This is a genomic window from Lysinibacillus sp. FSL P2-0066, from assembly GCF_037969495.1.
Lineage (GTDB): Bacteria > Bacillota > Bacilli > Bacillales_A > Planococcaceae > Lysinibacillus > Lysinibacillus boronitolerans.
This window is the reverse complement of record NZ_CP150202.1, coordinates 2,742,165-2,754,861: the sequence shown is the minus strand read 5'-3', so window position 1 is coordinate 2,754,861 and position 12,697 is coordinate 2,742,165. Positions and strand designations below refer to the sequence as shown.

The 12,697-nt window shown below is 38.8% G+C and carries 14 protein-coding genes and 1 riboswitch; of the genes, 10 read left to right on the top strand and 4 right to left on the bottom strand.

From position 1 onward, the window contains the following. Positions 1–21: 21 nt before the first annotated feature. Positions 22–117 (bottom strand): stressosome-associated protein Prli42, encoded by a 96-nt coding sequence (gene prli42, locus MKZ14_RS13755; RefSeq protein WP_009370219.1) that lies wholly within the window; start codon positions 115–117, stop codon positions 22–24. A 125-nt stretch (positions 118–242) separates the two neighbouring features. On the opposite strand from prli42, the gene mce reads away from it, so the two are divergent. From mce to MKZ14_RS13725, 6 genes are all read left to right on the top strand, one after another. Then, the gene (gene mce, locus MKZ14_RS13750) at positions 243–656 is read left to right on the top strand and encodes a methylmalonyl-CoA epimerase (RefSeq protein ID WP_004231207.1); all 414 of its coding nucleotides are present in this window, start codon (positions 243–245) and stop codon (positions 654–656) included. Between the two features lie 5 nt (positions 657–661). Continuing rightward, the gene (locus tag MKZ14_RS13745) at positions 662–2,209 is read left to right on the top strand and encodes an acyl-CoA carboxylase subunit beta (protein ID WP_016993877.1); all 1,548 of its coding nucleotides are present in this window, start codon (positions 662–664) and stop codon (positions 2,207–2,209) included. A gap of 106 nt (positions 2,210–2,315) precedes the next feature. Beyond that, complete coding sequence (locus MKZ14_RS13740; RefSeq protein WP_333005218.1) at positions 2,316–3,269, top strand: hypothetical protein; 954 nt, start codon at positions 2,316–2,318, stop codon at positions 3,267–3,269. 133 nt (positions 3,270–3,402) lie between these two features. Beyond that, positions 3,403–4,518, top strand: coding sequence for a M20/M25/M40 family metallo-hydrolase (locus MKZ14_RS13735; protein WP_016993875.1), 1,116 nt, complete (start codon positions 3,403–3,405; stop codon positions 4,516–4,518). Positions 4,519–4,543: 25 nt separating this feature from the next. After that, positions 4,544–5,032 carry a CheW domain-containing protein gene (locus tag MKZ14_RS13730; protein ID WP_016993874.1) on the top strand — a complete coding sequence of 163 codons (489 nt, stop codon included), beginning with the start codon at positions 4,544–4,546 and terminating at the stop codon, positions 5,030–5,032. Between the two features lie 137 nt (positions 5,033–5,169). Then, a riboswitch (cyclic di-GMP riboswitch) is annotated at positions 5,170–5,261 on the top strand. A gap of 43 nt (positions 5,262–5,304) precedes the next feature. Then, entirely contained in the window at positions 5,305–6,186 is an 882-nt protein-coding gene (locus MKZ14_RS13725; protein ID WP_339280124.1) for an amidase, read from the top strand. A gap of 45 nt (positions 6,187–6,231) precedes the next feature. Here MKZ14_RS13725 and nspC read toward each other — a convergent pair whose 3' ends face one another. The 3 genes from nspC to MKZ14_RS13710 all read right to left on the bottom strand — a co-directional run bounded on the left by nspC (position 6,232) and on the right by MKZ14_RS13710 (position 9,198). Continuing rightward, positions 6,232–7,371: a carboxynorspermidine decarboxylase gene (gene nspC, locus MKZ14_RS13720; protein WP_016993872.1), complete on the bottom strand. Its 1,140-nt coding sequence runs from the start codon at positions 7,369–7,371 to the stop codon at positions 6,232–6,234. Then, positions 7,368–8,597 (bottom strand): saccharopine dehydrogenase family protein, encoded by a 1,230-nt coding sequence (locus tag MKZ14_RS13715; protein WP_036076596.1) that lies wholly within the window; start codon positions 8,595–8,597, stop codon positions 7,368–7,370. Before MKZ14_RS13715 ends, nspC begins: the two co-directional genes overlap by 4 nt. 394 nt (positions 8,598–8,991) lie before the next feature. Next, positions 8,992–9,198, bottom strand: a complete 207-nt coding sequence (locus MKZ14_RS13710) for a hypothetical protein (RefSeq protein ID WP_016993871.1) — start codon at positions 9,196–9,198, stop codon at positions 8,992–8,994. A 202-nt stretch (positions 9,199–9,400) separates the two neighbouring features. Between MKZ14_RS13710 and MKZ14_RS13705 the strand changes: the two genes are divergently transcribed. The 4 genes from MKZ14_RS13705 (at position 9,401) to MKZ14_RS13690 (ending at position 12,693) form a co-directional block, all read left to right on the top strand. Continuing rightward, positions 9,401–10,741, top strand: a complete 1,341-nt coding sequence (locus MKZ14_RS13705) for a methyl-accepting chemotaxis protein (protein ID WP_339280123.1) — start codon at positions 9,401–9,403, stop codon at positions 10,739–10,741. Next, complete coding sequence (locus tag MKZ14_RS13700) at positions 10,660–11,112, top strand: methyl-accepting chemotaxis protein (RefSeq protein WP_339281018.1); 453 nt, start codon at positions 10,660–10,662, stop codon at positions 11,110–11,112. The genes MKZ14_RS13705 and MKZ14_RS13700 overlap by 82 nt, the downstream gene beginning before the upstream one ends. Before the next feature lie 90 nt (positions 11,113–11,202). Beyond that, positions 11,203–11,946: a hypothetical protein gene (locus MKZ14_RS13695; RefSeq protein WP_016993870.1), complete on the top strand. Its 744-nt coding sequence runs from the start codon at positions 11,203–11,205 to the stop codon at positions 11,944–11,946. 114 nt (positions 11,947–12,060) lie between these two features. Beyond that, complete coding sequence (locus tag MKZ14_RS13690; RefSeq protein WP_016993869.1) at positions 12,061–12,693, top strand: LysE family transporter; 633 nt, start codon at positions 12,061–12,063, stop codon at positions 12,691–12,693. Positions 12,694–12,697: the final 4 nt, after the last annotated feature.

The following is a 12,697-nucleotide window of genomic DNA, read 5'->3' as shown; positions in this document are numbered from 1 at the left end:
GTGGACGCCTCGTGCTTTGCCTTAAATTATCATAGATAATCCGAATGCTAGAGATGAGATTAGCATAATGGCGATCATACTATAAATAACGACTTTTTGAAATTTTTTATTACTCATATGCTCGTTCGCTCCTTCTTTTCTTATAAATAGTTTAGCAAATCTGAAAAATTTCTCAAGTAGTAGAGTTTTGACAAAAAAGTCTGTAAAATAGAGTATGTACCATAACAGAAGGAGATGTCACCATGGAGAAAGTAGATCATATTGGGATTGCAGTGCGCGATCTTGATGAACGCATTACATATTATACAGAAACTTTAGGCTTAAAGTTGATGAAAGTGGAAGAAGTAGAATCTCAACAGGTTCGTGTGGCATTTATCGATGCAGGGAACGTGAAAATTGAGCTATTAGAACCAATGAGTGATAAAAGTGCCATCCATGGTTTTATTGAAAAACGTGGAGAAGGAATTCACCATGTTGCGTTTGGTGTGACGGGAATTCGTGAACGAATGGCAGAGCTTCGTGAAAAAGGTGTACGTCTCTTATCCGAAGAGCCAGGGCCAGGTGCTGGAGGGGCAGAGGTTGCGTTTATGCATCCTAAATCCTCATTTGGGGTGTTATATGAACTATGTGATAAAAGTGGAAAAGGGGATAAGTGATTAGTATGGATATGTTCGACAAAATCAATGACTTGTATGACCGTAAAACGGTAATTGAACTTGGTGGGGGCTATGAACGCATCGATAAGCAGCATGAGAAGGGGAAACTTACTGCTCGTGAGCGTATCGACTTGTTGCTAGACGAAGGTACATTTTTCGAAATCAACCCATTTATTACACACCGTACAGTAGACTTCGGCATGGAAAAAATGGAGGGACCTGGTGATGGTGTCGTAACTGGATTCGGTAAAATTAACGGACGTCCAGTATACTTATTCTCTCAAGATTTCACAGTGTTTGGTGGGGCGCTTGGTGAAATGCATGCGAAAAAAATGGCAACAGTGATGGATCTAGCTGCTAAAAATGGTACACCATTTATCGGCATCAATGACTCAGGCGGTGCACGTATTCAAGAGGGTGTTCTTTCATTAGATGGCTATGGTCATATCTTCTACCGAAATGCCATTTATTCTGGTGTGATCCCGCAAATCTCTGTGATTATGGGACCTTGTGCTGGTGGAGCTGTTTATTCTCCAGCTATTACTGACTTTATTCTAATGGTGGATAAAACATCTCAAATGTTCATTACAGGACCTAAAGTAATCGAAACGGTAACAGGAGAGAAAATTTCCGCTGAAGATTTAGGTGGTTCGAAAGTAAATAATGCGGTTAGTGGGAATGCTCATTTCCGTGCTCCTTCTGAAGAAGCAGCGATTGATGAAATTAAAAAACTATTAAGCTACTTACCACAAAACAATAAAGAAAAGGCACCTCGTCAAGCTAGACCTGAAGGGGATGACTACCGTCCAGAAATCGTGGATACAGTGCCGATTGAAACAACACGTCCATATGATGTACGTAAAGTTGTTGAGCAAGTAGTGGATGAAGGTTCGTTCATGGAAGTACATGCAGAGTTTGCTAAAAACGTAGTAGTTGGTTTTGCACGTATTGCTGGTGAATCAGTTGGACTTGTTTGTAACCAACCAAAAGTTCTTGCTGGTGGCTTAGATATCGATTCTTCTGATAAAGCAGCTCGTTTCATTCGTACTTGTGATGCATACAATATCCCAATCATTACATTTGAAGACGTTTCTGGCTTCTTCCCAGGTGTTAAACAAGAACATGGTGGTATTATTCGCCATGGTGCAAAAATTCTGTATGCTTATTCAGAAGCGACTGTTCCAAAAATTACAGTGATTTTACGTAAAGCATATGGAGGCGCTTACGTTGCCTTAAACTCTAAATCAATTGGTGCTGACCTTGTATTTGCATGGCCAAATGCTGAAATTGCTGTTATGGGTGCTGCTGGCGCAGCTAACATCATTTTTGCCCGTGAAATTGCAAAATCAGATGACCCTGAAGCAACTCGTGCAGCAAAAATCGAAGAATATAAAGAAAAATTTGCTAACCCATATGTTGCAGCATCTCGCGGTATGGTAGACGACGTAATTGATCCACGAGATACACGTATCAAGCTGATTCAAGGACTTGATATGCTGTCCAACAAACATGAAACACGTCCAGAGAAAAAGCACGGTAATATTCCTCTATAATAGTCGTACAAGCCTAGCAGCTCAAAAGTTGCTAGGTTTTTCATTGCCAAAAAGTGAAACATTTTTGTTTGTCATCCGTACTGATAGATAAGAGGAGTTGAGATGAATGGAATGGCAGCAATTACAAACAGAGCAAGAAAAGATTCATGCACAACTTAGAAAAGCATCTAGATTAAACGAACAAAATCAGTTAATTGAGGGACAAATTAAACATACACAACAGGAAATAGACAACCATACAACAGCACTCCAACAAATTCGATCCAAACTGGATAAATTGGATGGTTTCTCATTTATGAATATGATTCGTACGTGGACAGGGCAACAAGATGAACTGAGGGCAGAAAAAATTGATAAGGCGGCAGTACTTGAATTAAAGCTGAATGAAGCTAAGAAAATGCAAACAGATTTAGCAGAGGACAGCGTGCAGGTGATGAACCAGCTAGCCCAAATTGATGAAATAGCGTTACAGCAATCACTTCAACAGGTTTATCTTCAAAAGAAGGCGTACTTACAGATTCATGATGCTGCCCAAGCAGAGAGGCTAGAGCATTTAGCACTTGAGGAAATGCTAACAAAACAGCTCATCACTGAAATTAAAGAGGCGGAGGAAGCGGGAGAAGTAGCCCTTACAAGGCTTGGGCAAGCAGCTGCTTCCTTACATTCGGCAAATGGGTATTCCACATGGGATACGTTTTTGGGTGGTGGGCTGATTGCAACACACTTAAAGCATAATGCACTCGATCAGTCAGAAAACTATTTACACAGTGCTCAAATTGCGTTACAGCGTTTTCACAATGAATTATTGGATGTTCAAGAAATGTCTACGAAATCGTTGCATGTTGAAACAGATGGCTTTGTTAAGTTTGCAGACTACTTTTTTGATGATATTTTTTCAGCATGGTCTGTTCATTCTAAAATTTCAACAGCAAGGGAACAGGTCTCACGTGTTCAGGATGATGTACATAATACGATTTGGCGCTTACAGGATAAACATAAGAAAGCAGTCAACTACCTACAATCATTAGAAAAAGAAAAAGAGCTTATTTTCAATCACTAAGGAAAGTCTGAGTTGTTCTCAGACTTTTTATTTTGGTCGTATTGTTCAATGATTTCAACTCTTCTGACGTTGTGCTAAAATAATACGTATACTATAACGTGGAAAAACACGTAAACTAAGGGAGTTTTACAACATGACAAGTCGTTTAGTAGAAGAGTTTTTTGAGCTCGTACAAATTGATTCAGAAACAAAACATGAACAACTAATAGCACCCATTCTTGTAGAGAAGTTAACTGCACTTGGATTTTCAGTGATTCAAGACGATGCACATACGCGTAATGGACATGGGGCAGGTAATATTATTGCCACATTAAAAGGTACATTGGATGTGGAGCCAATCTATTTTACATCTCATATGGATACCGTTGTACCGGGAAAAGGCATCAAACCGTCTTTGCGTGAAGATGGCTATATCGTATCTGATGGTACGACGATTTTAGGTGCCGACGATAAAGCAGGATTAGCAGCTCTATTTGAGATGGTCAAACGTTTGAAAGAGCAAAATATTGCACATGGCGATATTGAATTTATTATTACGGCTGGTGAAGAAAGTGGCCTTGTTGGCGCTAAAGAGCTAGATCCAGCTAACATTAAAGCAAAATATGGCTTTGCGGTTGATAGCGATGGCAAAGTTGGTGGCATCGTGACAGCAGCACCATTCCAGGCGAAAATTTTTACAAAGATTATTGGAAAAACGGCACATGCGGGGGTTGCTCCTGAAAAGGGGATTTCTGCCATAACAGTCGCATCAAAATGCATTGCTCAAATGAAACTAGGCCGTTTAGATGAAGAAACGACAGCGAATATTGGGCGTTTTGAAGGTGGACAAGCAACAAATATTGTTTGTGACGAAGTGACAATCCTGGCAGAAGCACGTTCTATAGACAAAGCTAAATTGGATGCGCAAACAAAGCATATGCAAGATACGTTTGAACAAGTAGCTGCTTCTTTAGGTGCACGGGCAGAGGTTGAAGTGAAGCTGATGTATCCAGGCTTCCGTGTAACGGAATCTGATAAAGTTGTTCAGGTAGCTATGGCTGCTGCACGCAATATTGATCGTACTCCGACACTAGGTATTTCTGGTGGAGGCTCAGATGCAAACGTCATCGCAGGCTTTGGCATTCCTACAGTTAATTTATCTGTTGGCTATGAGGATATTCATACAACGAATGAAAAGATACCAGTAGAAGAACTTGAAAAATTAGCAGATTTACTAGTAGAAATCGTCAAAGAATCGGCGAAAAATTAACAGTCGAGTAAGGATGTGTAACCCTATGGAAAGTGTCAAAGCAGTCGTTTTTGCTTGTGGGACAGAGGAATACGCCGTACCTGTGGAACAAGCGATTTCAATTGAAAAATTAGAGCATGTAACACCTATTCCTCATTTACCTAACTATCTTCTAGGCTTTACAAGAATTCGTGGTGAGCTTGTACCTGTTCTAGATTTTGAGCGCATACTGTATAACCGCTCATCTAATCCATCAACCGCACGTATCATTGTGTTGAATACTGATGTGGTTAATTATGGATTACTTGTTACAGAAGCACGAGAAATTCTTGATTTCGATGAATCAGTACTTCAGCAATTGGGCCTAGTCAATTATAGTAAAACACGCTATTTTACTGCGGTAGCTAATCTTGAAAACCGAATGATTACGTATGTTGATCCTAAAATACTTGTCAATTCATTAGACGGCATTCGTGAGATTATCAATTATTTACACAAAATGCTTGAAAATGAAAAGGAAAACGTAGAGTCTTAGACACTCTACGTTTTTTTATGTTTGAATAGTAAATTTAACCTGTATTTTGTCGTTTTTACCTGATCATACATGTGACAATTATGCATTATACCTACAGACAAACCATTGCTAACCGCGTATGATAATGATTAAGAAAAAACTGAAAAAGGCAAACTTCACCGAAAGGGAGGGACGCAAAGCCATGAGTCTAAACACTATAATTTCAGTGCAAGATTGTCAGGTTGCCAGGTTCTGTTCTAGGAGCCGTGGCGAGTAGAATGGAGTTAGTTCGTATGAAGAGACAATTAAAAGTATGGACCGCACTAATCGTCATCATGATTAGTTCATTAGCTTTATCAAGTGGAAAGGTTGATGCAATGTCTATACAGGAAAAGGCTACGTGGCTGTGGGATACATCCCTCATCATGGATGACCAAGAAAAAATATTATTATTTTTAGAACATAACGATGTCAATAAAGTTTATCTGCAAATCGATCAAGGCATAGCGAGCAATGACTATAAGCATTTTATTAGTAACGCTTCTGACAAAGGTATTCGCATTTATGCATTGGATGGTGCTGCAAGCTGGGTTTCAGCTGAGGGTAGCCGAAGCCAAGATGAATTGTTTAATTGGTTACATATATATAATAAGAATTCAACTGAATCTGAGCAATTTTCTGGAGTGCACCTTGATGTAGAACCTTATTTAAATAGTGGATGGAGCTTACATCAAGCACAAACGATAGAATCCTATCAAACACTAATAATGAAAGCAAGTGAGAAAGCAAGTCAGTTACAACTTACTTTAGAAGTAGACATGCCATTTTGGTTTGATGAAGTTCAGTATAATAACGAATTTGGAAAAGGGTTATTAGCTGATTGGGTCATTGACCATGTGGATAGTGTGACGATCATGGCCTATCGTGATGCTGCAAAAGATATTATCTCTATTGTAGAACATGAAATCGCTTATGCTTCCACTGTGAATAAATCAATCGTAATTGGTGTAGAAACAGGCGCTTCAGAGGAAGGGGAAAATATTACTTTTTATGATAATGGAGAAGCCTTTATGAATGAACAGCTTATACTTGTTCAGCAACATTTTTCAAATAACGATGCTTTTCATGGAGTAGCCATTCATTATGTGGAGAATTGGATGACCATGCGTCCATAAAAAAAGTCCTTCCAGTGTAAAACTGGAAGGGCTTTTCTATTGCTATTAAGACAGACGACCACTGTAGTCTTCAAATTTAAACTCACGGATCACTTTAATGCCTTCTTCATCGTTATACGAAACGATAGATGGTAAGTTGACACCGTTAAACATATGGTTTTTCACCATTGAATAATGAGCCATATCTGTGAATACAAGACGATCACCTGGTTTTAATGGCTGTTCAAACGAATAATCACCAATCACATCACCAGCTAGACATGTTAGTCCGCCTAAGCGATATGTGTGTGCTAATTCATTTGCTTGTCCAGAACCAATAATCATTGGACGGTAAGGCATTTCAAGTACATCAGGCATGTGACATGTTGCTGATGTATCTAAAATAGCAAGATCCATCCCATTTTCTTGAATATCAAGCACGGTTGCTACTAAGTAGCCTGTATTAAGGGCTACTGCTTCACCAGGCTCAAGATAAACAAGCAGGTTATACTTTTCTTGAATATAATTAATGATGTTCACAAGTTTTTCTACATCATAATCATCACGCGTAATATGGTGACCGCCACCGAAGTTTAACCATTTCATTTGGTGTAACACATCACCAAATTTTTCCTCAACTACTTCAATAATACGCTCTAATGTATCAGAATTTTGTTCACACATCGCATGGAAGTGTAAGCCATCAATACCGTCAAGCTGTGATTTATCAAAGTTAGCCAATGTTGTACCAAGGCGAGAGTTTGTGTAGCAAGGATCATAAAGGGCTGTTTCAATTTCAGAGTACTCAGGATTCACACGAATACCACATTCAATTGTTTTACCAGCAGATTTTACTCTGTCCTTGTACTGTGCCCATTGGTTAAATGAGTTAAAGACGATGTGATCCACATAGCCTAGAAGCTCGTCCATTTCATGCTCAATATAAGCAGGAGCATAAACATGCACTTCCTTGCCCATTTTTTCATAGCCAAGTCGTGCCTCATGCAGTGAGCTTGCTGTAATGCCTGCTAAATATTCCCCGACTAAAGGGAATGTTGAATGCATTGAGAAGCCTTTAAGGGCTAATAAAATGCGGCAGCCTGTACGCTCTTGAATTGATTTTAAAAGCTCAAGATTCTTTGTTAATAATCGCTCATCCACTACATAGGAAGGGGATGGAACTTTTGAAAAATCAATTGGTTTCATCGGCTTATTTCCTTTGCATCTAAATCAAGGTCTAATAATTCTGGGTTATGGCTTTCTTGCCATGGTAGGCCCCATTTATTTAGTGCATCCATGAATGGATCTGGATTGAAATCTTCCACATTCCATACACCTGGTTTACGCCATTCACCGTTCATCACAAGCATTGCACCGATCATAGCTGGAACGCCAGTTGTGTATGAAATCGCTTGTGAACCAACCTCGTTGTAGCACTCTTCGTGGTCACATACATTGTACACATAGTACGTTTTTTCTTTGCCATCTTTTAGACCGCGAATGATACAACCGATGTTTGTTTTACCTTTTGTACGTGGTCCAAGTGAAGCTGGGTCTGGTAATACCGCTTTAAGGAAGTGGATTGGTTGAATCATTTGTCCTTCAAATTCGATTGGCTCAATTGATGTCATACCTACGTTTTCTAATACTTTTAAGTGTGTTAAGTATTTTTCAGAGAACGTCATCCAGAAGCGGATTTGTTTTAAACCTTTGATATTTTTTGCAAGTGATTCAAGCTCTTCATGGTATAGAAGGTAAATATCTTTTGGTCCGATTTCAGGTAGGTTATACACTTCTTTTTTCTCAAGTGGTGCTGTTTCAATCCACTCGCCTTCTTTCCAGTAACGACCATTCGCTGTAATTTCACGAATGTTAATTTCTGGGTTGAAGTTTGTTGCGAAATGATAACCATGATCTCCCGCATTGGCATCCACGATATCGATATAGTGGATTTCATCAAATTCATGTTTTTGTGCATGAGCTGTGAAAACGCCTGTTACACCTGGGTCAAAACCGCTTCCAAGTAATGCAGTTAAGCCAGCTTTTTCAAACTTCTCTTTATAAGCCCATTGCCATTTATATTCAAATTTTGCCGTTTCAGGTGGCTCGTAGTTTGCAGTATCCACATAGTGCACACCTGTCGCTAAGCAAGCATCCATAATCGTTAAGTCCTGATAAGGTAGGGCTACGTTAATCACTACATCTGGGCCGAAAGCTTTAATAAGCTCAATCACCTCTTCTGTATTGTCCGCGTCTACCTGTGCAGTATGAATTTTTGTTTTTCCGCCGTCTAGTTTTTCTTTTAGAGCGTCACATTTTGAAACAGTTCTACTTGCGATACAAATTTCCTCAAATACGTCCGAATTTTGAACACACTTGTGTACCACAACACTGGCAACACCGCCAGCTCCGATAATCAATGCTTTACCCAATTGTCTACCCCCAAGTTCATATAAAGTATTGTCAAACAAGCTGATTATACAGAAAATTGATATACTACTCAATCATTGTTTTAAAATTTTCTACAAAAAATTTTATTTTTCTACAACAATTAGACGTATACGGAGGGGAATGCCTCGGAAAAGAAGGGAATCGTGAATAAATCTAAGAAGCCATATTTGAAATAGCTGTTGTATAGACCCACATAATTTGTAAGGTTTAATCTCCATTCTTCCTACACTCTAGTATCTCTTCCGATTTGCTTTTTGATCCACGCTACTAAATCATTTCTACCGACCTTTACATAAAAAAATCCCTTGCATATAGAAAGGGAAGGAATCACAATAAACTTGCTACCTTTATCTTTGTAATGGCAAATGAGACATATTATTTCAGAAAACGATTGGATACTTGTTGTTTTTCTTCCCCCCATATATAGAAGAAAACCACAAGCAAAGTACTAAAAAAACCCATCACAAGAGCATACGTACTGAGGGCTACATCCACTTGACTTTGCATGGCATAAATAAAAATGGCCCCTATTGTTAACAAGTTTCCTGTCACAATCGATATAAGATGAAAGCGTTTGTTCATAGCAAGCCCTCCTATTAGATGAATTGGTAATGCTCAAGATTCAAGATAATTAACTTCAATTATCGCACAATTCAGAACTTTTATCCAATGTTTTATCTTACTAGAATAATTAAAGATGCTTTTTTAATACATCTTTTTGTAGTATGATGAAAAACAAAAGGAATATTCATAGATTATTACAAGAAAGGGGAGAGGATGGATCGTGAAATTACGCAATTCATTAACTTTTCAACTTGGGACGATTATCGCTGGTATTTTAGTGGTGATGCTAGGGATTACTTCGTTCGCTACATACATAACTGCTTACAATAAACTTTATGATGCTGCTGGTGTTGAGGCCTATGGCTGTGCCAATATTACGACAGGTTTGATCAATCCTCAACAATTGGACAAGGCCATTCAAGGCGACAAGGCTGTACAGGAAAGCATCGGGAACGATTTGAACTGGACAACCGGTCATAAAGATATTTTCCAAACACAATATATACTATCATTGGATGGCACATTAATAGCACTTGATGATCATTTGGCTGAGAAAGGCTATGCACCTGGTGATCAATTTTATTTAGACGAAGAAGCTATTGACATGTTGCTTACACATAAGCATCCGACATACTCACAGCCCTATACCTTTGCAGGGATGGACCGTTTATCTGGCTATGCCCCTATTTTTAAAGACCATGATTCCAGTAAAGAAATTATTGCCATTAGTGTCATTGACTTTGATGCCAATATTGTTAAGGAGCGAACATGGGATGTTGTACGAAATGGGATTTTAATTAGTATTTTCCCTATGCTAATCGCTTCCATCATTACAGGCTTTTTAATCCGTCGTAAAGTAAGACCGATTAGTGTGCTGATTCAGCAGGCGAAAGAAATTGCCAATGGTAATTTAGCTGTACCTGAAACAAAAATTAACAGTAAAGATGAAGTAGCGGATTTAGCGAACACATTAAATCGAATGACAGCCAATTTACAAAATATGATTATGACGATGCGTTCCACTTCTAATACGCTAACAAACAACGCGGATGAAACCGCTTCCACCTTGAACGATATGAGCAATACCATTCAAGGTGTCGCCAATAATATCGAAGAGGTAACAAGTGCCGTAACGGCAGGGATGCACCATGCTGAAAATGCGACAGATGTTCTTACTTCTTTAGCACAGGATCTTCAATTGATTCAAAGTAATGCCAATAACAGTGCTGATAATGCTCGACAAACGATGGCATTAGCAACAGAGGGTGAGCGACTAGCAAAAGATATAAGCAATGATATGGCATTAATTCACAGTGGATCAGGTGAGGTACGACAAACAGTAGAAAACTTGGTTACATCTGCAACAAAAATTCAAACGATTACTACGTCTATTGCGAACATCGCATCACAAACAAATTTGCTAGCACTAAATGCTTCCATTGAAGCGGCTAGAGCAGGGGAGCAAGGCAAGGCTTTGCTATTGTTGCTGAGGAAGTACGGAAGCTTGCTGAACAATCAAATCAAGAGGTATTGCAAGTTGAACAGCTTATTCAGGATATAATGAAGCATGTTCAGCAGGTCATGTCATCTACGAATGATAATACACAATATATTGAAAAAGGAACAGAGACAGTGCGTCTAACAGCACAATCTTTAGGAAATATTTCGACAGCAGTAGCTACAACAGTAGAAGAAATGATTACCATTTCTAATGCTATGACCGCTGAAAACGAAAAATCTGCACGTATAGTGCAAATGATTCAACAATTAACAGAATCTATTCGTGATATAGAAGAAACGATGAATATGATTACCGTCGCAGCACAGCAAACAACTGCAAGCATTGATGAGGTGGCACAAGGCTCTAATGAAACAAATCATATGGCACACACACTCGAACAACATGTAAAAGCGTTTAAATTAAAAGAATAATAAAAAGATTAGGACATGTTGGCTTTTGCTTATACTTCTTAAATGGTAAACTAGCAATAAGATTTTTCTTTTGCGAAGGTGAGGATTTTAATGGTGGTAAAACAAATGAACGAGCAAGTACAACAAGTCAATGACCTATTTTTGAGTGGTCAAGTAAAGGAAAGTTATCAACTAGCTAAAGAAATATTGGGCAATGATACAGCGATCGAAGAAGAGGCTTATCAAGTCATTCAGCAGCATGTGGCAATGCTAGAGGCAAATGGGTATGCAAATATGCCTCAGCCTACTGACGACAAAGTAAAGCAAAGTGTGGAACGTACAGATGGCTCGTATCCAGAACGAGATGTTCTTGCAGCTTATATAGGTAGTCAGGATGATGAGCAATTTGGTAAAGTGGTCGATGAACTTTTAGCAGGGCCTATAGAGGCGCAGGCTAACGCCTATTATACAATGGCGGAATATTATGTCCTTGCAAAAGAACAGGACAAGGCATCAGTGCAGTATGCGGAGGCAATCAAATTGCAGCCTAATAAGGCATTGTATTGGGGAGCATTTGCACAGTTTTTAAATCGTCACGAAGGTAGCCCTTATTTGGCATTAAGACTGATTGAAGAAGCAATTCTCCTAGATGGAATGAATCCTCGTTGGCACTATATACAAGGTAATATATTTTTCCAGCTAGTAGCAGCGACAAAAAATTTAAGCTATTTACCTGCCTTGGAAGAAGCATGGGAGAAAGCTAAAAAACGTTGTACAGCTAAGCAAGTCACATTGAAATTGGATTTGGAGAAGTCAAAAGATTTGTTAGCGCAATGGAAAAAGCAAATGCTCTAACAGGTAAAAAGACATTAAACTATTAATAATTATTTCCTTTTAAGTATAATTATGCTATAGTGAAACCCTAAACGGACGTATGAAGCTTATCGATGACATGAAAGAAGTGTTTTTTTGAGTTTATATGTAGCGTATGTATTGGTAGGACTTGCCATTGCCATGCCTGTAGGAGCTATTACAGTAGAAATGACAAAGCAAGGACTCAAAAATGGTTTTATGCACGGCTGGGCAGTTGGGCTTGGTGGCATGACCATTGATATTGTATTGGTTTTTGCTTTGTATATGGGACTAGCCTCCATCTTGGCTATGCCTTTGATTCAACTACCTATGTGGATTATTGGAGCGGGCTTTTTATTCTTGTTAGGCTATGATTCTATCAAGAACGCTGACCATGATATTACATTGGCAGGAGAAAAAGTAACCAAATCGTTTTTTGCCTCTTATTTTAACGGCTTACTAGTGGCTGTTTCCCCAGGTAATCTTGTTTTTTGGGTCAACGTATTTGGTGTAGTGCTAGCAAAATCATATGGACAAGGGGAATCATCGAGCTTTTTAATTATTGCTGCTGGTGTATTAAGTGGAATTTTACTCCACGATATCGGTCTGCTCACCATTGTCTCGGTTACTCGTAAAGCTATGAATCGGAAGATGATTCGGACATTTACAATTGTCGCAGGCTTCTTATTAATTGGTTTTGCTTGTTATTTTATCTATGAATTTATACAAGGAATTAAGATTTATATATGAAAAG